The sequence below is a fragment of the Belnapia sp. AC561 genome, from assembly GCF_979252845.1.
The window spans coordinates 47,236-66,641 of the sequence record NZ_CEEDBP010000035.1 but is presented as its reverse complement, the minus strand read 5'-3'; the positions used below and the strand labels follow the sequence as shown (position 1 = coordinate 66,641).

Annotated in this window: 23 protein-coding genes; 11 read left to right on the top strand and 12 right to left on the bottom strand. The window is 71.9% G+C overall.

The window, feature by feature from the left end:
• The 3 genes from AC0IW9_RS23575 to AC0IW9_RS23565 form a co-directional block, all read left to right on the top strand.
• Positions 1 to 1,041: threonine aldolase family protein (locus tag AC0IW9_RS23575; protein WP_471650755.1), on the top strand; the 1,041-nt coding region annotated here is incomplete at its 5' end.
• Entirely contained in the window at positions 966 to 1,430 is a 465-nt protein-coding gene (locus AC0IW9_RS23570; protein ID WP_471650756.1) for a YraN family protein, read from the top strand. The genes AC0IW9_RS23575 and AC0IW9_RS23570, both read left to right, overlap by 76 nt.
• Positions 1,427 to 2,386, top strand: a complete 960-nt coding sequence (locus AC0IW9_RS23565) for a tripartite tricarboxylate transporter substrate-binding protein (RefSeq protein WP_471650754.1) — start codon at positions 1,427 to 1,429, stop codon at positions 2,384 to 2,386. The genes AC0IW9_RS23570 and AC0IW9_RS23565 overlap by 4 nt, the downstream gene beginning before the upstream one ends.
• 11 nt (positions 2,387 to 2,397) lie before the next feature.
• Here the strand turns inward: AC0IW9_RS23565 and AC0IW9_RS23560 are convergent, their stop codons facing one another.
• The 3 genes from AC0IW9_RS23560 to AC0IW9_RS23550 are packed head-to-tail and all read right to left on the bottom strand — an operon-like array spanning position 2,398 to position 5,370.
• Complete coding sequence (locus AC0IW9_RS23560) at positions 2,398 to 2,889, bottom strand: CinA family protein (protein WP_471650753.1); 492 nt, start codon at positions 2,887 to 2,889, stop codon at positions 2,398 to 2,400.
• Positions 2,889 to 3,341, bottom strand: a complete 453-nt coding sequence (locus AC0IW9_RS23555; RefSeq protein WP_471650752.1) for a phosphatidylglycerophosphatase A family protein — start codon at positions 3,339 to 3,341, stop codon at positions 2,889 to 2,891. Before AC0IW9_RS23555 ends, AC0IW9_RS23560 begins: the two co-directional genes overlap by 1 nt.
• 34 nt (positions 3,342 to 3,375) lie before the next feature.
• Positions 3,376 to 5,370 carry a lytic transglycosylase domain-containing protein gene (locus tag AC0IW9_RS23550; RefSeq protein ID WP_471650751.1) on the bottom strand — a complete coding sequence of 665 codons (1,995 nt, stop codon included), beginning with the start codon at positions 5,368 to 5,370 and terminating at the stop codon, positions 3,376 to 3,378.
• Positions 5,371 to 5,479: 109 nt separating this feature from the next.
• Here AC0IW9_RS23550 and dapA point away from each other — a divergent pair, with 109 nt between their 5' ends.
• Positions 5,480 to 6,358, top strand: a complete 879-nt coding sequence (gene dapA / locus AC0IW9_RS23545; RefSeq protein WP_471650750.1) for a 4-hydroxy-tetrahydrodipicolinate synthase — start codon at positions 5,480 to 5,482, stop codon at positions 6,356 to 6,358.
• A gap of 3 nt (positions 6,359 to 6,361) precedes the next feature.
• Positions 6,362 to 6,850, top strand: coding sequence for an SsrA-binding protein SmpB (gene smpB / locus AC0IW9_RS23540; RefSeq protein WP_471650749.1), 489 nt, complete (start codon positions 6,362 to 6,364; stop codon positions 6,848 to 6,850).
• Between the two features lie 13 nt (positions 6,851 to 6,863).
• Here smpB and AC0IW9_RS23535 read toward each other — a convergent pair whose 3' ends face one another.
• A complete protein-coding gene (locus AC0IW9_RS23535; RefSeq protein ID WP_471650748.1) occupies positions 6,864 to 7,259 on the bottom strand; it encodes a nuclear transport factor 2 family protein in 396 nt (131 codons plus the stop codon).
• Between the two features lie 115 nt (positions 7,260 to 7,374).
• Between AC0IW9_RS23535 and AC0IW9_RS23530 the strand changes: the two genes are divergently transcribed.
• The 3 genes from AC0IW9_RS23530 (at position 7,375) to AC0IW9_RS23520 (ending at position 9,423) form a co-directional block, all read left to right on the top strand.
• Positions 7,375 to 8,058, top strand: a complete 684-nt coding sequence (locus tag AC0IW9_RS23530) for a sulfite oxidase-like oxidoreductase (protein ID WP_471650747.1) — start codon at positions 7,375 to 7,377, stop codon at positions 8,056 to 8,058.
• Complete coding sequence (locus AC0IW9_RS23525) at positions 8,051 to 8,605, top strand: glutathione peroxidase (RefSeq protein WP_471650746.1); 555 nt, start codon at positions 8,051 to 8,053, stop codon at positions 8,603 to 8,605. Before AC0IW9_RS23530 ends, AC0IW9_RS23525 begins: the two co-directional genes overlap by 8 nt.
• Before the next feature lie 194 nt (positions 8,606 to 8,799).
• A complete protein-coding gene (locus AC0IW9_RS23520) occupies positions 8,800 to 9,423 on the top strand; it encodes a nucleoside deaminase (RefSeq protein ID WP_471650745.1) in 624 nt (207 codons plus the stop codon).
• Between the two features lie 39 nt (positions 9,424 to 9,462).
• Here AC0IW9_RS23520 and acpS read toward each other — a convergent pair whose 3' ends face one another.
• The 4 genes from acpS to folK all read right to left on the bottom strand — a co-directional run bounded on the left by acpS (position 9,463) and on the right by folK (position 13,260).
• On the bottom strand, positions 9,463 to 9,873 hold the full coding sequence (acpS, locus tag AC0IW9_RS23515) for a holo-ACP synthase (protein WP_471650744.1): 411 nt from the start codon (positions 9,871 to 9,873) through the stop codon (positions 9,463 to 9,465).
• Between the two features lie 7 nt (positions 9,874 to 9,880).
• Positions 9,881 to 12,208, bottom strand: coding sequence for a RelA/SpoT family protein (locus tag AC0IW9_RS23510; RefSeq protein ID WP_471650743.1), 2,328 nt, complete (start codon positions 12,206 to 12,208; stop codon positions 9,881 to 9,883).
• A gap of 10 nt (positions 12,209 to 12,218) precedes the next feature.
• Positions 12,219 to 12,620: a DNA-directed RNA polymerase subunit omega gene (gene rpoZ, locus AC0IW9_RS23505; protein ID WP_471650742.1), complete on the bottom strand. Its 402-nt coding sequence runs from the start codon at positions 12,618 to 12,620 to the stop codon at positions 12,219 to 12,221.
• A 121-nt stretch (positions 12,621 to 12,741) separates the two neighbouring features.
• The gene (folK, locus tag AC0IW9_RS23500; protein WP_471650741.1) at positions 12,742 to 13,260 is read right to left on the bottom strand and encodes a 2-amino-4-hydroxy-6-hydroxymethyldihydropteridine diphosphokinase; all 519 of its coding nucleotides are present in this window, start codon (positions 13,258 to 13,260) and stop codon (positions 12,742 to 12,744) included.
• A gap of 64 nt (positions 13,261 to 13,324) precedes the next feature.
• Here folK and AC0IW9_RS23495 point away from each other — a divergent pair, with 64 nt between their 5' ends.
• Both AC0IW9_RS23495 and AC0IW9_RS23490 read left to right on the top strand, forming a co-directional pair.
• Complete coding sequence (locus tag AC0IW9_RS23495) at positions 13,325 to 13,960, top strand: LabA-like NYN domain-containing protein (protein WP_471650740.1); 636 nt, start codon at positions 13,325 to 13,327, stop codon at positions 13,958 to 13,960.
• A gap of 13 nt (positions 13,961 to 13,973) precedes the next feature.
• On the top strand, positions 13,974 to 14,609 hold the full coding sequence (locus AC0IW9_RS23490) for a uracil-DNA glycosylase (protein ID WP_471650739.1): 636 nt from the start codon (positions 13,974 to 13,976) through the stop codon (positions 14,607 to 14,609).
• A 6-nt stretch (positions 14,610 to 14,615) separates the two neighbouring features.
• Here AC0IW9_RS23490 and AC0IW9_RS23485 read toward each other — a convergent pair whose 3' ends face one another.
• Positions 14,616 to 14,825 (bottom strand): hypothetical protein, encoded by a 210-nt coding sequence (locus AC0IW9_RS23485; protein ID WP_471650738.1) that lies wholly within the window; start codon positions 14,823 to 14,825, stop codon positions 14,616 to 14,618.
• 86 nt (positions 14,826 to 14,911) lie between these two features.
• On the opposite strand from AC0IW9_RS23485, the gene AC0IW9_RS23480 reads away from it, so the two are divergent.
• The gene (locus AC0IW9_RS23480; RefSeq protein ID WP_471650737.1) at positions 14,912 to 16,318 is read left to right on the top strand and encodes an NAD(P)H-hydrate dehydratase; all 1,407 of its coding nucleotides are present in this window, start codon (positions 14,912 to 14,914) and stop codon (positions 16,316 to 16,318) included.
• 6 nt (positions 16,319 to 16,324) lie between these two features.
• Here the strand turns inward: AC0IW9_RS23480 and AC0IW9_RS23475 are convergent, their stop codons facing one another.
• The 3 genes from AC0IW9_RS23475 to AC0IW9_RS23465 are packed head-to-tail and all read right to left on the bottom strand — an operon-like array spanning position 16,325 to position 19,327.
• Entirely contained in the window at positions 16,325 to 17,380 is a 1,056-nt protein-coding gene (locus tag AC0IW9_RS23475; protein ID WP_471650736.1) for a sensor histidine kinase, read from the bottom strand.
• Positions 17,381 to 17,390: 10 nt separating this feature from the next.
• A complete protein-coding gene (locus AC0IW9_RS23470; RefSeq protein ID WP_471650735.1) occupies positions 17,391 to 17,825 on the bottom strand; it encodes a response regulator in 435 nt (144 codons plus the stop codon).
• Positions 17,822 to 19,327: a sensor histidine kinase gene (locus tag AC0IW9_RS23465; RefSeq protein ID WP_471650734.1), complete on the bottom strand. Its 1,506-nt coding sequence runs from the start codon at positions 19,325 to 19,327 to the stop codon at positions 17,822 to 17,824. Before AC0IW9_RS23465 ends, AC0IW9_RS23470 begins: the two co-directional genes overlap by 4 nt.
• Positions 19,328 to 19,406: the final 79 nt, after the last annotated feature.

Sequence of the window (19,406 nt, the reverse complement as noted above, 5' to 3'; positions counted from 1 at the left end):
CCCGCCGGCGCCCCGCCCATCCGCATCAACCTCTACTCGGATACCCAGACCCGCCCCAGCCCGGCGATGAAGGAGGCGATGATGCGCGCCGAGGTCGGCGACGAGCAGCATGGCGACGACCCGACCGTGCATGCCCTGGTCGACCGCATGGCGGCGCTGATGGGTAAGGAGGCGGCGATCTACCTGCCGTCGGGCACCATGTGCAACGTCATCGCCATCCTGACCCATTGCGGCAAGGGCGACGAGGTCGTGGCGCATGAGACCAGCCATATCCTGCACAGCGAGGGCGGCACCCATGCCGCGCTGACCGGCGTGCAGATCATGCCGCTGCGTGGCGCCAAGGGCCTGTTCAGCGCCGACGACGTCCGCGCCGCGATCCGCCCGAAGACCCGGTACTCGCCGCCGCAGCGCCTGCTGGAGGTCGAGCAGACCGCCAATATCGGCGGCGGCGTGGTCTGGCCGCTGGCCCAGCTCAATGCCGTGGCCGATGTGGCGCATGAGCAGGGCTGGTCCACCCACATGGATGGCGCCCGGCTGATGAATGCCTGCGTCGCCGCCGGCATCGCCCCGAAGGAGATGGTCGCCGGCTACGACAGCGTCTGGCTCGACTTCACCAAGGGCCTCGGCGCCCCGCTCGGCGCCGTGCTTTGCGGCAGTGAGGAATTCATCGGCCAGGCCTGGCGCTGGAAGCAGCGGCTCGGCGGCTCGATGCGCCAGGCCGGCATCTGCGCCGCCGCCTGCCTCTATGCCCTCGACCACAACGTGGACCGGCTGGCCGAGGACCATGCCAATGCCAAGGCGCTGGCCCGCGGGCTGCGGCAGATCCAGGGTGTGACGGTCGAGGAGCCGGACACCAACCTGGTCTTCTTCGATATCCGCGACACCGGCGTCGACGTCGCCACCCTGCAGGCGAAGCTCGCCATGCAGGGCATCTCGGTTAGCGGCCTCGGCGGAAGGGTGCGCGCCTGCACCCATCTCGACGTGACCGCGCCGATGATCGAGGAGGCCGTCGGCGCCATCCGCACCGCGCTCGCGCACTGAGCAAGCCCCCGGACCGGGCATCACGCGGCGCCCGGGCCGAGGTTTCCGGCCGCACCGGGGAAGACGCGGCGGCCGCGGCCCTGGTCCAGGATGGCTGGACCATCCTCGCCCGGCGCTGCCGCACGCCGGCCGGCGAGCTCGACCTGGTGGCCGAGCGGGACGGGCTGCTCGCCTTCGTCGAGGTGAAGGCCCGGCCCAGCCTTGCCGAGGCCGCCTTCGCCCTCGGCCGCCGCCAGCGGGACCGGCTGCTGCTGGCCGGCGAATGCTGGCTGGCGGAGCATCCCGGCCGTGGCGCCGCCGGCATCCGCTTCGACCTGCTGCTGGTCGCCGCCGACGGCACGACCCGCCGCATTGCCGATGCGTTCCGGGTCGGGGATGATCCGGCATGATCCGCTCCTCCCGCCGCGCGCTGCTCGCCCTGCCGCTGCTCCCCACGCCGGCACTGGCCGCCTTCCCGGACCGCAGCATCACCCTGCTGCACGGCTTCGGCGCCGGCGGCGCGGCCGATACCATCTGCCGCATCCTGGCCCCGCCGCTGGCCGAAGCCCTGGGCCGCCCCGTCGTGGTGGAACCGCGCCCCGGCGCGGGCGGCAATATCGCCAGCCTCGCGCTCGCCCGTGCCGCGCCGGATGGCCATACCATCGGCCTGCTCACCGGCAGCCACGGTGTCGCCGCCGCCTTCGGCAAGGACAGCGGCTTCGACCCCGTCGATGGCTTCGCCTGGATCAGCATCGCGCTGCGCTATGCCTTCGTCCTGGTGGTCCGCGCCGACAGCCCCTACCGCGACCTCGCCGGCCTCATCGCCGCGGCGAAGCGGGCGCCCGGCATGGTGCAATACGGCACCCTCGGCCCCGGCTCCTCGCATCATCTGACCGGGGAGCTGATCAGCGCCGCCGCCGGGATCGAGATGACCCAGGTGCCCTATCGCAGCGACGTCGCCGGGCTGACCGGGGTGCTGACGGGGGAACTGCCGCTGATGATCAGCACCAGCGTCGGCGCCATGGGCATGCTGCAGGATGGCCGTCTGCGCGCCCTGGCGCTGACCGCCGACCGCCGCTCCCGCACCTTCCCCGCCATCCCGCTGGCCGCGGAAAGCCTGCCCGGCCTGCGGTCCACCACCTGGGCCGGGCTCGCCGCGCCCGCCGCCACCCCGGCGCCGGTCGTCGCCCAGTGGCACGCCGCCCTGCTGCGTGCCCTGGCGGCACCCGGCATCCGCGCCCGGTTGGAGGCGCTGACCGATGGCGAGGTGGAGCCCAGCACGCCGGAGGCGACGCGCGGCATGGTGCTGGGCGAGATCGGCGACTGGAAGGCCCTCATCAAGGCGCGCGACCTGAAGGCGGAATAGCCGGGGCGGCCTCAGCCCCCGCTGATGTCGCCGCCCAAGGCCAGGGCCCTCGCCACCGTCGCCGCCCGCACCGCCGTCCGGTCGCCCGGGAAGACCCAGCGTTCCACCCGCGTGTCGCCGCCCTGCCGCGCCGCGCCGATATAGACCAGCCCCACCGGCTTGCCCGGCGTCGCCCCGCCCGGTCCGGCGATGCCGGTGCAGCTCACCGCAACATCCGCGCCGCTGGCCCGCAAGGCGCCCTCCGCCATCCGCCGCGCGACGGATTCGCTGACCGCGCCATAGCCCTCCAGCACGCCCCAGGGCACGCCGAGCATGTCCCGCTTGGCCTCGTTGGAATAGGTGACGAAGCCGCGCGTCACCACGGCGGAACTGCCGGGGATGGCGGTCAGCGCCGCGGCGATCAGCCCGCCGGTGCAGCTTTCCGCCGTCGCCAGGGTCAGCCCCCTAGCCTGCAGCGCCGCCAGCAGCGAAGCGGCTTGCTCCAGTGTCGTCTCAGGCAGCATCAGATCGGCACCCCCGGCCAGAAGACCCGCAGCAGCAGGATCACCGCGGCCCCCATGGCCCCGGCCACCAGATCATCCAGCATCACGCCGAAAGCGCCATGCCGCCGATCGGCCCAGCCGACCGGGCCGACCTTGTAGACGTCGAAGGCGCGGAACAGCAGGAAGGCCAGCACCACACCCCAGCCGGTCGGCTCGAAGGGCAGGGCGCTGAGCACCAGGAGCTGCCCCGCGCCCTCGTCGATCACGATCCAGCCGGGATCGGCGTGGCGATCCTCTTCCAGCAGCTTCCGCACCGCCCAGTAGCCCAGCACGACCAGCACGCCGGCCAGCCCGAGGCAGGCCAGCGGCCCCAGCAGCACCACCGGCAGCACCAGGGCGGAGCCCCAGGTGCCCGGCGCCGGCCGGGCCAGTCCCACGCCGCCCATGGTGGCGACGAACCGTGCTGGGCTCACCCGGATCGTCCCATCCGGGCGAGGGCCGGCCGCGTCACGTGGCCTGCCACCGGGTCATCGGATGCTCCTGCGAGGCCGCGGCGGCGTCCCGCGCCCGGTAGATGACCATGTTCTCGAGAACGCGCTGCACGTAATTCCGCGTCTCGCCGAAGGGGATCTGCTCCATCCAATCGAGCATGCTCACCCCGCCCGTCCGCGGATCGCCATTGGTGCCCAGCCATTCATCCACCCGTCCCGGCCCGGCATTGTACCCGGCTATCGCGAAGGGCAACGCGCCACCGAAGCGTCCGATCAATTGCTCCAGATAGGCCGCGCCGAGCCGCATGTTCAGCCCGGGGTCCTGGGTCAGCAGCCCCACCGCATAGGGCGCCCCGATCCGCCGCGCGACGAGCTGGGCCGTGCTCGGCAGCAACTGCATCAGGCCGCGCGCATTGGCCGAGGAGACCGCCTCCGGGTCGAAATTGCTCTCCTGCCGGGTGATGGCATTGACCAGCGCCGCCTCCGGCCCGAAGGCCGGGGCAGGGTAGGGGGCGGGCCAGCCTTCCTCGAGCAGCATGGCCCCGCTCGCCCCGGCCCGCCGCACCACCCAGACCGCGTGGTCCGGCCGGCCGATCCGCGTCCCGAGCCGCGCCACCAGCGCCTTCTCCGCCGCATCCTGTGCAAGATCCTCGAGCCGCAGCAGGAATTGCCGGGCGCGGCGGGTTTCGCCGATATCGGCCAGTGCGCCGACGACCTTGACCAGCTCCTTGGCCGCGAAGGCATTCGCCTGGCGGGCCGGCACGGCCGGGCCCGGCACCCGGGCGATGCGCGCCGAAAGCGCCGCGCCATCCTCGCCCAGCGCCACCGCCGCGAGCTGCCCGTAGAAGGCCAGCGGCAGCTCGGCCGCCGCCGAGTAGCGCTGCCGCGCCGCCGCCGCCTCGCCCCGCGCCGCGAGCGCCCGCCCCTGCCAGTACAGCGACCGCGCCCGGGTGATGACGCTGCGGCTGCCCTCGGCGAGGCGGGTGAAGTGGCGCTCGGCGCCCGCCGCATCCTCCAGCTTCCTGAGGGCGATGAAGCCGGCGAGGAATTCCGCCTCCTGCCGCGCCTCGCTGGGCGCTTCCATCCCGTGCCGGGCGCAGACGGCATAGGCCGCCTTGGCATCCCCGAGCCGCAGCAGCTTGCGGGACAGCAATTGCCGCTCAGGCCAGGCCGCCCGCGCCACCTCCGGGGAGGCTTCGGCATTGCTGGCCCAGGCGGCCACCGCCTCGGCATCCCGGTCCCGCCGCCGCAGCCAGCGGGCCCGCTCGAAACCCAGCGCCGCATCGCCGGCCGCCGCCGCGACCAGCGCCGGCGCATCGGCATCCGGGCGGTCCGCCGCATAGGCCAGCCGCGCCGAGGCGATGCCCTGCCGGGCCGGGTCGAGGAAGGCGATGACCCGCCCCGCCGCCGCCGCATCGCGGGCCAGCGCCAGCCGGTCGAAGCGCTGCCAATGGTGGTCCGGCGTCAGGCTCGCCACGTTGCGGTCGAGGAAGCCGGGCTCCGCCGCCGGATCGCCCGGCGCATCCATCCAGCCGCTGCGCAGGACCTTGGCCGCTTCCCCCGCCTTGCCGAGCCGCGCCAGCCCATCCGCCAGCCGCTGGTAGCCATCGAGGCTGCGCGGGGTCCGCTCGGCGAACCAGGCGAAGGCCAGCGCATCGTCCGGCTCCGCCGCCAGCACCTCCTCGGCCCGCCGTCCCAGCGCCTCCTGCCCCGGCCAGTCGGGATTGGCCCGGGCGAAGCCCACCACCTCGGCGGGCGTTGCCGCGCTGCCGCGCGATTGCAGCCGCAGCCAGGTCACCACCTTGCGGATCAGCGAGTCGGCCGAGGCGGCGACCGCATCGGCCTCCGCCCAGCGCTGCGCCTGGGCGAAGGCCATGGCCTGCCGCCCGGCGGCGCGCATCGTCTCCGGCCCGCCGGGGGGCGCGGGCTGGCCGAGCGCGCGCCCGGCCAGGCCAGGGGCCAGACTAGGGGAGAGGAGGAGCGGCAGGGAAAGGAGGATTCGACGGCGCATCCCTGGCTTCTAGCCGATGCGGATGGCCCCTGTCCCTTGTCCCGCCCCCGCCCTGCCACTAGGTTCGCCAATCCCGCAGCCGCTGCGGGCAGGGACGGAGAGGAAGGTCATGTTCAAGGGATCGATGGTCGCGCTGATCACGCCGATGCGCAGCGATGGATCCGTGGACGAGAAAGCCTTCCAGGATCTGGTCGAGTGGCAGATCACCGAGGGCACCGAGGGCCTGGTCCCGGTCGGCACCACCGGCGAGAGCCCGACCCTGACCCATGCCGAGCACAAGCGCGTCGTAGAGATGTGCGTCGAGGTGGCGCGCGGCCGGGTGCCCGTCATCGCCGGCGCCGGCAGCAACAGCACCGCCGAAGCCGTGGATTTCGCCCGCCATGCCAAGCAGGCCGGGGCGGATGCCACGCTGGTGGTCACGCCCTACTACAACAAGCCGACGCAGGAGGGCATGTACCTGCACTTCAAGGCGGTGGCCGAGGCCGCCGACCTGCCGCTGTTCATCTACAACATCCCGCCGCGCAGCGTGATCGACATGTCGGTCGAGACCATGGCCCGGCTGGCGGCGCTGCCGAACATCGTCGGGGTGAAGGACGCCACCGCCAACCTGGCCCGGCCGCTGCACACCCGCCGCGCCTGCGGGCCTGATTTCATCCAGCTTTCGGGTGAGGACCACACCGCCCTGTCCTTCAATGCCGCCGGCGGCCAGGGCTGCATCAGCGTCACCGCCAATGTCGCCCCGAGGCTCTGCGCCGAGATGCACAAGTCCTGGCGCGCCGGCCGTATCGAGGAAGCGATGGCCATCCAGGACCGGCTGGTGCCGCTGCACGATGCCCTCTTCACCGAAACCTCGCCCGGCCCGGTGAAATACGCCGCCAGCCTGCTCGCAAAGGGCAGCGACCATTGCCGCCTGCCGATGGCGCCGGTCGCCGAGCCGACCCGCAAGCGCGTCCGCGACGCCATGGTCTCCGTAGGATTGCTCAATTAGCTCATGGCCGAACCGAAAAAAAAGAAGACCCTGATCTCGCACGGCATCGCCTCGCAGAACCGGCGGGCCCGCTACGACTACACGATCGGCGAGACCATCGAGGCCGGCATGCAGCTGGTCGGGCCGGAGGTGAAATCCCTCCGTGCCGGCCGCGCCACCCTGTCCGAAGCCTGGGCCGGGGAGCGCGACGGCGAGCTGTGGCTGTTCGGCTGCACCATTCCCGAATGGCAGGCCGGCAGCACGGTGGCGAAATTCGAGCCGGGCCGGCCACGCAAGCTGCTGCTGCACAAGAAGCAGGTGAACGAGCTCATCGGCTATATCGCCCGGGACGGCGCCACCATCGTGCCGATGCAGATCCATTTCAACGACCAGGGCCGCGCCAAGGTGCTGCTCGGCGTCGCCGAAGGCCGGAAGAAGCACGACAAGCGGCACGCCATCGCGGAGCGCGACTGGGCCCGGGACAAGGCGCGGCTGATGCGGGCGAGGGGCTGAGGCCGCTCCGGGCTCAGCGCGGTTCCGCCGAGACATGCAGCTCGGCGAAGCGCCAGCCGGTGTTGTCGCGGGTCAGCGTGCCGCTGAGCCGCAGGGTGGTGGTCTTCGCCGGCCGCACCAGGCGGCAGACCGCGGCAACCAGCGCCACATCGGCTGAAGGCTGCTGCAACGACCCGATCTCGCAGGTCATGATCCCCGGCGCGGCCTGGGCCCAGGCTGTCCCGAAATAATGCCGCGCGCCGGCTGGTCCCCGCAGCAGACCGGACTGGCTGGAGCCGAAGAAGGCCGCCCGCTCGTGAAACAGCAGGGCCTGCGCCTCGGCATCCAGGGTGGCGAAATTGGCGGCGAAGCGGTCGAGCACCGCCTCGGGACTGTCCGGGCCGGCGGCGGTCATGGGGTCAGGCGGCATGCGCTACTCGTCCTCCAGGGCTGCGGATGGCTGGCACCACGGTGCCCGCCATCCGGCATGATGCCCCTTGCATCCATTGCCACAATCGGCACGTAAGACAGGCAGGAGTATGCCCATGGCCGAAGACGATGACATCCCCGGGGACATCCCCCTAACCGGCGCCATCCGCCAGAAGCTGGTCGAGACCAAGCAGGCCTGGGCCCGGGCCGGCCGGCTGCTGACCGGGGTGCATGGCAACCCGGCGCTGGACCGGCTGCCGCCCGGCCAGACCCTGGTGCAGGACTGGCCGGTGCTGGACCTCGGCGTGCAGCCCGACGTGGCCCCGGACAAGTGGCGGCTGCGGGTGGAGGGCCTCGTCCAGGCCCCGGTCCGCCTGACCCTGCCCGAGTTCATGGCCCTGCCGCAGACCGAGATCGTCAGCGACATCCACTGCGTCACCCAGTGGAGCCGCTACGACAACCACTGGCAGGGCGTCCTGGCCCGCGACCTGATCGCCATGGCCCGGCCGAAGGACGAGGCGCGCTTCGTCGCCTTCACCAGCTACGACGGCTATACCACCAACGTCCCGCTCGCCGAGTTTCTCGAGGAGGACGTGCTGCTGGCCCATGCCTGGGAGGGCGCGCCGATCACCCGCCAGCACGGCGGCCCGGTGCGGTTGGTGCTGCCGAGGCTCTACCTCTGGAAGTCGCCGAAATGGGTGACCCGGATCGAGCTGCTGCGCGACGACCGCCCCGGCTTCTGGGAAGTCCGCGGCTACCACAACAACGGCGACCCCTGGCAGGAGGAGCGATATGGTTGAGGTCACCCGGCGCCACGCGCTGATCCTGGGAGCCGCCCTGATGACCACGCCGGCCGGTGCCGCCACCCCGACCACCGCCTTCGACTTCCGCATGGAAGCGATCGAGGGCGGGCCGCTGGACCTCGCCGGCTTCCGCGGCCGGCCGATGCTGGTGGTGAATACTGCCAGCTTCTGCGGCTATACCCCGCAATATACCGGGCTGCAGAAGCTGCACGAGAAGTATGGCCCGCGTGGCCTGGTGGTGCTCGGCGTGCCATCGAACGACTTCAACCAGGAATCGGCCGATGCGCGCATCATCAAGCGGTTCTGCGAGGCCAACTACAGCGTCGAATTCCCGATGACGACGCCCGCCAGGGTTACCGGCGCCCAGGCCGCCCCGCTCTTCGCCTTCCTGGCAGCGAATGGCGGCGGTGCCCCGCGCTGGAACTTCCACAAGTACCTGGTGGCACGGGACGGCCGCCGCATCCGCGGCTTTTCCACCCAGACGGGGCCGGATGCTCCGGCCCTGGTGCAGGCGATCGAGGCCGCGCTGAACACCGCGGCCTGAGACCGCCGCCCATCCGGTGCCGCCCATCCAATGATCGTGTTCGCCGGCGGCGCATTCCGCCCCGGCTCGGCCGCGTCCGGTCCCGCGCGGTCGATAGCATTCAGTATCGGATATGATAGGCTACCGTTACGGTAGGGTCATGCCTGACCGAGGCAGACTGCTGAAGGCCGCCCGACCGAACCGAGGAAGACGCAGTGAAAGACAATCAGGGCGGCCCGCTCGGCCATCTCTTCGCATCGGCAGGGTTCGTGCACCGCCGCCATTTCATGGCCGCGGCAACCGCGATCACGGCGGTGGGCGGGACCGCATCGCCGGCGAAAGCCGCATCGCCCGCCACGGAGGTGACCGAGCAGGACCGTGCGCATATGCGCCAGGCCATCCAGCTCATGCGGCAGGCCGGCGTCGTCGACAAGACTGGCGGGCCCTTCGGCGCGGTCATCGTCCGGAACGGCGAGATCCTGGCCGCCACCGGCAACAGCGTGCTGCGGGACAACGACCCCTCCGCCCATGCCGAGGTGAATGCCATCCGCGCGGCGTGCAAGAAGGTCGGTGCCCCCAATCTCCGGGGCGCGACCATGTTCACCAGCTGCGAATGCTGCCCCATGTGCTACGCCACGGCCTATTGGGCACGGGTCGACAAGATCTACTACGCGGCCGCCTGGACCGACTATGCCGACCTGTTCGATGACTCAAATATCAGCATCGACATGCAGCGTCCCTATGCGGAACGCACGGTCAAGATCGCCCAGATCATGCAGAGCGACGCCCAGCAGGTCTGGCTCGAATACCGCAACCTGCCGGAGAAGACCCGCTACTGATCGGCCCGGCCGGGCGACGGCGATCCGCGAGGCGCGCCGTCAGTCCGCAATCCGCTCCGCCGAGATGATCACCACCGCGCTCGCGTAGGGGTATTCATCCGTCATCGTCAGCGACACCCGCGCCACATGCCCCGGCGGGGTGATCGCCGCCAGCCGCGCCGCCGCGCCGCCCGTCATCTCCAGCGTCGGCTGCCCGCTTCGCAGATTCACCACGCCCAGGTCGCGGAAGAAGACCCCCGCCCGGAAGCCGGTGCCGAGCGCCTTGGAGGCCGCCTCCTTCGCCGCGAAGCGCTTGGCATAGGTGCTGGCGCGGATCTTCTCCGTCCGCCGTTCCGCCTTGGCGCGTTCCAGCGGGGTGAAGACCCGCTCCAGGAAGCGCTCGCCATGCCGGCCGATGGTCTGCTCGATCCGCCGGATATCGACGGTATCGTTGCCCAGGCCCAGGATCATCCGCCAATCATCCGCGCGCCCGCTCCACCCGCAGGTTATCCGCCGGCGCCCGCAGCGCGCCCATGATCCGCTCCAGGTGCCGCAGGTCTCGCACCTCGACATCGAGGGCGATCTCGCAGCTTTCCGGGTCGCGGTGGTTCACCTTCAGCCCGGCCAGCACGCCATCCTGCTGCGCCACCGTCTCCGCCAGGGAGGCCATGGCCGAGGGGCGGTTGCGGGTCTCGACGATGATCCGCCCGACCTGGCTGGCCACCGCTTCCTCCGCCCAGTCGATATCGAGGAAGCGTTCCGGCGCGGCGGAAAAATTTTCAAGGCTGTGGCAATCGGTCGCATGGATCGTCACCCCCTTGCCGGTGGTGACGATGCCGAGGATGCGCTCGCCCGGCAGCGGGTGGCAGCAGCCGGCGAAGTGATAGGGCATGCCGCTGACCAGGCCGGTGACGGGCATCCCGGCCGGCGGTCCGGCGCCACGGCTGCCGCCCGGCCGTTCCACCCGCCCGCCCAGCAGCGGCCCGGCGCCGAGCCGGCCGCGCGGCCTGGCCAGCGGCAGGGTATCGGCGATGCGCGGCGGCGCCCGCAGCTCCGGCACCGCGGCCTGCACCACGTCCCGGGCCGAGAGCGAGCCCGAGCCGACCGCCAGGTAAAGCTCCGGCAGCCCTGGCTGCTTCAGGGCCTTCAGCGCACCTTCCAGCAGCTTCTCCGAGCCCTCCAGCCCTTCCTGGCGGAAGGCCTTGATGATGGCGGAGCGCCCGCTCTCCTGGTGCTCCTCGCGCTGCCGGGCATGGACGAAGCGGCGGATGCGGGCCCGGGCCTTGCCGGTGACGACGAAGCGTTCCCAGGCCGGGTTCGGCTGGCCGCCGCGGGCAGTGATGATCTCGACCTGATCGCCGTTCTCGAGCTGGTGCCGCAGCGGCACGATCTTGCCGTTGACCTTGGCGCCGACGCAATTGTCGCCGACCTGGCTATGCACCTCATAGGCGAAGTCGACCGGCGTGGCGCCGCGCGGCAGCTCGATCAGGTCGCCCTTGGGGGAGAAGCAGAAGACCAGCTCGCGATGCAGCTCGAGCTTGGTGTCGTCGAGGAATTCCTGGGCGCCCTCGGCATTCTCCAGGATATCGAGCAGCGCCCGCACCCAGGGATAGCGTTTGCGCGCCGCGCCGCCTCCGGCGACCTCCGGCCCCTGCTTGTAGATCCAATGCGCGGCGACGCCGTATTCGGCGACCTCGTGCATCTCCCGCGTTCGGATCTGCACCTCGATCTTGGCATTGCGCCGCTCCGGCACCGTCACGCCGGTATGCAGGGACTGGTAGCCGTTGGTCTTCGGCGTGCTGATGTAGTCCTTGAAGCGCCCGGGGACCACGCGATAGGCATCGTGCACCGCGCCCAGCGCGACGTAGCAGGCGGCGCGGTCCTCGACGATGACCCGGAAGGCCATCACGTCGGACAGCGCCTCGAAGGCCACGTTCTTCTTCTGCATCTTCAGCCAGATGGAATAGGGCGACTTCTCCCGCCCCGTCACGTCCACCGCCGTGACGCCGTGCACCGCCAGCACCTTCTTCAGGTCCAGCTCGATCTCCTTGATGAGGTCGGCGCCCTGGCCGCGGAGGAAGGTCAGCCGGGCGGCGATGGTCTGCCGCGCCTCCGGATGCATGGCCTGGAAGGCCAGCGTCTCCAGCTCAGTCTTCAACGCATCCATGCCGATGCGCTCGGCCAGCGGGGTGAAGATCTCGAGCGTCTCGCGCGCGGTCTTCTGCCGCCGCGCCACCTGCGGCACGAAATGCAGCGTGCGCATGTTGTGCAGCCGGTCGGCCAGCTTCACCAGCAGGACGCGGATGTCCTCGCTCATCGCCAGGACCAGCTTGCGGAGGTTCTCCGCCTGCTTGGTGCGCTCGGACTGCAGCTCGATCCGGGTCAGCTTGGTGACGCCGTCGACCAGCCGGGCGACCTCGCTGCCGAAGCGGCGCTCGATCTCCTTCAGCCCGGTCGAGGTATCCTCGGCCACGTCGTGCAGCAGGGCGGTGGCGATGGTGGCGCTGTCCAGCCGGTAATCGGCCAGGATGCCGGCGACCGCCAGCGGATGGGTGATGTAGGGGTCGCCGTTGTCGCGCTTCTGCGTCGCATGCGCCTCGGCGGCCAGCTGGCCCGCCCGGGTGATGAGGCCGACATCGGCGCGGGGATCATAGGCCAGGACCCGCTCGGCCAGCAGCGCGGCTTCGGCATAGCCCGGCGGCAGCACCGGGTTGGGCGGGGCAACGCCGGTCCCGACCCCCTGGGCCGGACCCTCAGGCGCGCGCGGCACCGGGGCGAAGCACCACCCGGTCCCGTGCGCGCTCAAGCCCGGCGCCTCAGCGGCGGCCGCCGCCGCCCAGCTCGGCGGCGATCGCCGCCTCGATGTCGTCGGGCGAGAGATCCTCGAGGCCGACGCCCTCGGGCAGCGGCTCCTCGTTCACGTCCATCACCCCGAAGATGTTCTCGTCGGTGGCGATGAGGTCGAGGACCTCCTCCTCGGCCGGCTCCGGCTCCGGCGCGCGCTGCAGCGACTTGATCAGGTCGGCCTCGACCATGCCGAGCTCGATGGTCTGCTCGGCGATCTCGCGCAGCGCCACGACCGGGTTCTTGTCGTTGTCGCGGTCGAGGGTCAGTTCCTCGCCCCGGCCGATGTTGCGGGCCCGCTGCGCGGCAATGAGCACGAGCTCGAACCGGTTCGGGATCTGGACGATGCAGTCTTCGACGGTGACGCGTGCCATGACGGCCTCGTTACGGTTCGGCTGGTCACCCGAGCGGGGGCAGCGCAGCGGCTGAAAGTGGAACCCTCCAGATAGCCACCATGGCCCGATTCCGCAAGCGCCCTGCCGCGGTGCAGCAGACTCAGCCCGCCATTGGCACCGGCGCATCCTCCGCCGGCAGCCCCGCAAGCAGCGCCGCGACCGGCAGCCCGAGCCGCGGATGCACCCAGCCCGGCGCCACATCGGCCAGCGGCGCCAGCACGAAGCGCCGCAGATGCGCGCGGGGATGCGGCAGCACCAGCGCCGGCGTCTCCTGCCGCCGCTCGTCGAAGGCAATGATATCGAGGTCGAGCACCCGCGGCGCATTCGGATAGGGGCGCTCCCGCCCGGCCGCCGCCTCCAGCGCCTGCAGGGCCGCCAGCAGCGCCTCAGGCTCGCCCCGGCCGGAAAGCCGTGCCACGCCGTTCACGAAGCGCGGCACCCCGGGTATTGGCGGCACCGGTGTGGTAGAATACCAGCGGGACAGGGCGACCAGCCGCCATCCGGCCAGTCCGTCCAGCGCCGCCGCCGCCGCCTGGCATGTGGCCAGGGGAGGGGTCCCGGAGCGGTCCGGCAAATTCGCCCCCAGCGCGATCAACGCCGTGCTATATCGCTTACACATCTGCAATGGACTTATGCACTCCGCCCGCCACACTGGCCTGAACCATATTTCGAGAGCACCGAACTTGCAGTCCGACCATATCGAACGAATCGCCGTTTTCATCGACGGCGCCAATCTTTACGCCGCCTCGAGGTCGCTTGGCTTCGACGTGGACTACAAGAACCTGCTGGCCCATTTCCGCCAGCGCGCCTACCTCATCCGCGCCTACTACTATACCGCCCTGCTGGAGACGGAGGAGTACTCGCCGCTCCGGCCGCTGGTCGATTGGCTGGGCTACAACGGCTATTCCGTGGTCACGAAGCCGGCCAAGGAATTCACCGATGCCAGTGGCCGCCGCCGGGTCAAGGGCAGCGTCGACATCGAGATGGCGGTCGATGTCCTCGACCTCGCCGCCCATGTGGACCATGTCGTGCTCTTCTCCGGGGATGGCGACCTGCGCCGGTTGGTCGAATCCGTCCAGCGCCGCGGCGTCCGCGTCACCGTCATCTCCACCATCCGCACCCAGCCGGCGATGATCGCGGATGAGCTGCGCCGCCAGGCCGATGCCTTTCTCGACCTCGCCGACATGGCTGAGCACATCACCCGCCGCCAGGTCGAGCCCCGCGCCCGCAGCACCCCGCCGCCGGCCCCACCGCGCCCGGCGCCGATCCGCGCCACCCCGGCCGAGCCCTTCCGCGAATTGCCCGAGCTGCCGGAATGACGGCGGCCAGCCCGTGACGCCGCCGCAACCGAGCCCGGACTGCCCGCTCTGCCCGCGCCTCGCCGCCCTTCGCACCGCCAACCGGGCGGCCTATCCGGACTGGTACAATGCCCCGGTCCCCTCCTGGGGGCCGGTGGCTGCGCCCTTGCTGGTGCTCGGCATGGCGCCCGGCCAGAAGGGAGCGAACCGCACCGGCCGCCCCTTCACCGGGGACCACGCGGGCAAGCTGCTCTATGCCACCCTGCTGCGCTACGGCCTGGCGGAAGGGGAGTATCTGGAACGTCCGGATGACGGCCTGCGGCTGACCGGCTGCCGGGTGACCAATGCCGTGCGCTGCGTCCCCCCGGCCAACCTGCCGGAGCCGGCCGAAATCCGCGCCTGCAACACCTTCCTGCAGGGCGAGCTGGCCGCGATGCCCAATCTCAAGGTCGTCCTGGCTCTCGGCACGCTGGCCCATGCCGCCCTGCTGCGGGGGCTCGGCCTGAAGCTCAGTGCCACGCCCTTCGCCCATGGCGCCCTGCATGCGCTGCCGAACGGCCTGCTGCTGGCCGACAGCTACCACGTCAGCCGGTACAACACCTCGACCCGGCGGCTGACCACGGCGATGTTCGAGGCCGTGGTCGCCGAGATCCTTCGCCGCCTCGGCTGAGGCGCCTCAGCCCGGCGGCACCTGGGCATTGCCCGCCGCCGGCTGGGCTGGCCGGCTACCGCCGCCACCGCCAGTGTCACCGCTCGCCTCATGCGTCGCGGCGGTGGTGGGCGGCGGTGGATGGTCCGGCGTCGCCGTTCTCTGGTGATAGGCCAGGCCCAGCATCACCGCGAACAGCAAGGGCGGGATGATGGCGGCAAGGCTCAGTCGCGGCATGATCGCTGCTCCCCGAATATGCTTTCGCCAAGACGCGCCGCGGCCGCGCCGGTTCGTTATGCTGGCCAGTCCAACGGGGAATCCCGATGTCCAACTCTGAATTGCTGACCCCGGCGGAGATGGCCGAGGCCGATCGGCTGGCCGCAACCCTCGGCGCCCCCACCGGCCGGCTGATGGAAGCCGCCGGCCGCGCCGTCGCCCGCGCCGCCATGCGCCGCTTCCGCCCCTGCCGCACCTTGGTCCTCGCCGGGCCAGGCAATAATGGCGGGGATGGCTATGTCGCCGCCCGGCTACTGGAACAGGCCGGCTGGCCGGTCGCCGTCGCCGCCCTGGCCCCGCCACGTCCCGGCAGCGATGCCGCTGCCGCCGCCGCCCGCTGGCGCGGCCCCAGGCTGCCCTTCGTCCCGGCCGAGGCCGCGCGTGCGGGCCTCGTCATCGATGCGGTCTTCGGCGCCGGCCTCGCCCGCCCGGTCGAGGGGCTGGTGGCCGCCACCCTGGCCGCCGCTACCGCGCCCATCCTGGCGGTGGATGTCCCCTCCGGCCTCGACGGCGCCACCGGCCAGCCGCGCGGCGCCGTCGCCCCGGCCCGGCTCACCGTCACCTTCTTCCGGCTGAAGCCCGGCCACCTGCTGCTGCCGGGGCGCCAGCTCTGCGGCGAGACCCTGCTGGCCGATATCGGCCTGCCGCCTGCCGTCCTCGACCGCATCCAACCGAGGCACCGGGCCAATGGCCCGTCGCTCTGGCGGTTGCCTGGCCTCACGGCCGAGTCGCACAAATACACCCGGGGCCACCTCACCATCCTCGGCGGCGCGGCGATGACCGGCGCCGCCCGCCTCGCCGCCGCCGCCGCCCACCGTGCCGGGGCCGGCCTCGTCACCCTCCGCGCCCCCACGCCGGCTGCCGCCGCGCTCTACCGCGCCGGCGATCCCGGCACGATCGTCACGGAGGAACCGCTGGAAGCCCTGCTCGCCGATCCGCGCCGCCAGGTCTGGCTGATCGGCCCCGGCCTGCCGCCCGGCGCCGGGACCGAGGCCATGCTCCGCGCGCTGGTCGCCGCCGGCCGCCAGGTCGTCGCCGATGCCGGGGCATTGGGCGGCGATCTCTCCGGCGTGGCGATCCTCACCCCGCATGCCGGCGAATTCGCCCGCGTCTTCGGCCCGATGGGGGCGGACAAGCCGGCCGCCGCCCGCCGGGCCGCCGCCGCGACCGGCGCCGTGGTGCTGCTGAAGGGCGCCGACACCGTCATCGCCGCGCCGGATGGCAGGGTCATCATCAACCGCAATGCCCCGCCGAGCCTCGCCACCGGCGGCACCGGGGATGTGCTGGCCGGCACCGTCGCCGCCCTGCTCACCCAGGGGATGCCGCCCTTCGAGGCCGCCGCTGCCGGCGCCTGGCTGCAGGGTGAGGCGGCCAGGCTGCAGGGCGGCCGGCTGCTGGCGGAGGATCTGATCCCGCTGCTCCCCGCCGCGGCGCGCAACGCGAGCCTGGACTAGCGGCTCTCAGGCCAGCCCGAAGCGGATCGACACCTCGGTCCCACCCGGCCCCGCCGCCTGGGTCACCGCGCCGCCGACGCTGCCCGCCAATGCCTCGACGATCCGCCGCCCCAGGCCGGTGCCGCTCGGCACCGCGCCCGGCGCCGCACCGACGCCCTCATCCTGCACCGCCAGCACGCCGGACCCGTCCACATGCTGCAGCCGCACCCGGATCGGCCCGTCCTGCCGGCCGGGATAGGCGTATTTCAGCGCATTGGTCACCAGCTCGGAGACGATGACCCCGAGCGAGACTGCCCGGTCGGTCGAGACCTCCATCGGCTCCGCCGCCAGCTCGATCTGCCGCCCGCCGACCGAACGGCCGATCTCCGCCAGCAGTCCCGCGAGATAGTCGTGCAGCGCCACGCTGCGCACGTCGTCCGAGGTATAGAGCCGCCGGTGCACCTGGGCGACCGCGGCGATCCGGTTCCGCATCGCCGCCAGCGCCTCGCGCGCCGCCGGGTCCTGCACCGCGCCTTCCTGCAGCCGGGTGAGCGAGGCGATGAGCTGCAGGCTGTTGGCGACGCGGTGGTTGACCTCGCGCAGCAGCAGCTCCCGCTGGGTCGCCTGCTCCTCCGCCCGGTCGCGTGCCTCCCGTACCGCCGCCTCGGCCCGCTCATGCGCGGCCCGCAGCGCCGCCCGCTCGATCGCCCCGTCGATGGCCGAGCGCAGCAGCACCAGGAAATGCCCGCCGGCCTCCTTGATGACGTAATCCGCCGCCCCCGCCCTGAGGGCCGCCACCGCGATGCGCCCCTCGTCGGAGCCGGTGACATAGATGATCGGCGGCGGGGCGGGCAGGGTGCGCAGCGCGGTCAGCGTGTCCAGCCCATCCTGCCCGGGCATGTAGTGGTCGAGGCAGATGGCCGCGAAGCCCGCGCCGCCCTCGGCCGCCGCCGCCATCTCGACCCCGGCCGCCCCATCCGCGGCGGTCGCCACCACATAGCCGTGCCGCTCGAGGTCGCGCTGCACCAGCCGGCGCAACCCGGGCTCGTCGTCGATGTAGAGGATGCGCCGGGCTGGGTTCATGGCGGCAGGCTCATGGGGTCGGCGGCACCTGGATCACCGCGAGGAAGAGCCCGAGCTGGCGGACCGCCTGGGCGAAGGTCTCATAATTCACCGGCTTGGTGATATAGACGTTGCAGCCCAGCTCGTAGCAGCGGCGGATCTCGCGCTCGTCGTCGGTGGTCGTCAGCACGATGACCGGGGCCGGCCGCAGCATCGGGTCCGCCTTGAGCTTGGCCAGGATGTCGAAGCCGCTCATGTCCGGCAGGTTCAGGTCCAGCAGCACCAGCAGCGGCCGGTGTTCCTGGCGCCCGCTCCCGACCAGGAATTCCAGCGCGGAGGTGCCATCCAGGAAATGCCGCACCTCGTTGAAGACGCCGGCGCGCTTCAGGTTCTTCTCGATCAGGCGGGCATGGCCCTCGTCATCCTCGACCATGACGATGGTCACGGCCTGCGCGGCGGCATTCATGCGGGCAACTCCTCGGGAATGGGATGGGGGGCGGCGGGCGGCACCAGCGCCAGGGTCACCCGGAAGGTCGATCCCAGGCCGGGCGCCGAGCGGCATTCGACATCGCCCCCCAGCCGCCGTGCCAGGGCCCGGACATGCGCCAGGCCGATGCCCTCGCCGGGCTTGTCCTGCCGGCCGGAGCGCCGGAACAATTCGAAGATGCGGCCATGGTCGCGCGGGTCGATGCCGCGGCCGTTGTCCTCCACCTCGATCACCGCCTGCTCGCCGGAGACGCCGCCGCGCACCGTGATCCGCCCGGGGCGCCCCGGCTGCAGGTATTTCACCGCATTGTCGAGGAGGTTGCCGAAGATCTGCTCGACCGCGAGCCGGTCGGTCCGCAGCGTCGGCAGCCCCGGCGCCACCTCCAGCACGGCGCCACCGGCCTCGAGCTGGTGCCGCAGCGAATCGGCGATGCCGGTCAGCAGCCCGGTCAGGGCCACCGGCTCGGGCTGCAGGGCGCGGCGCCCCTCGCGGGACAGCCGCAGGATGGCATTGATCAGCCGGTCCATGCGCTGCGTGGCGGAGCGGATGAAGCCCACCGCCTCGGGTATATCCTCGGCGACGGCCGCCTTGGCCTCCGGCGTCACCAGCTCCGGATTGGCCGCCTCGGCCGCCTTCAGCAGGTCGGACAGCGTCGCCACCGCCGCCTCCAGTTCGGTGGTGAAGCCCATGACATTCACCAGCGGCGCCCGCAGGTCATGCGAGACGATATAGGCGAAGCGCTGCACTTCCTCGTTCGCCGCGGCGAGCGCCGCCGTCCGCTCCGCCACCCGCTGCTCCAGGCTCGCATTGGCGACGGCGACCTCCCGCTGGGCCGCCTCCAGCTCCCGCGTGTAGCGCAGCGCCAGCACCGCGGCCCCGATCGTCACGCCGAGCATCAGCACCAGCGCCCCCGCGGCGCCGAGCAGCAGCATCCGCCCGCTGCGGTCCAGCCCCTCGCTGCGCAGCGCCAGCCGCCGGGTGCTGCGCGCCTCGATCCCATGGACGACCTCGCGGATCGCATCCATGCTCACCTTGCCGCGGTCGGTCCGGACGATCGCCAGCGCCGCCGCGCGGTCGCCGGCCTCCGCCAGGGCGATCGTCTGCCCCAGCTCCTCCAGCTTCGCCGTCACCAGGTCCTTCAGCAATTGCGGCGGCGCCGGCTGGCCGCCATCCGCGGTGATCAGGCGGGCGAGTTCCGGCAATTCCCGCGGCAGGGCGATGACGGCGGCATGATAGGGTTCAAGGTAGCTTTCCTCGCCGGTCAGCAGGTAGCCGCGCTGGCTGGTCTCGGCACCCTGGATCAGCGAGAGCACCTGTCCCGCCGCCAGCCGGACATCCTGGGTCTGGGAGACGCCGCTGGCGAAGGTGCGGGTGGTCTCGACCAGCCAGACGAGGCCGCCGCCCGCCGCCAGCAGGGCGGCGAAGCCGATGGCCATCAGCAGCAGTGAAAGCTGGCCCAGCATGGTCTTGGTCATGGGCATGGTGGGTCAGGTCGCTTTCAGCCGCCGGTCGGGGCCGTCGCCCGCCTGACCGGGCCCCGGAGCCCGGCATGCTGAATCA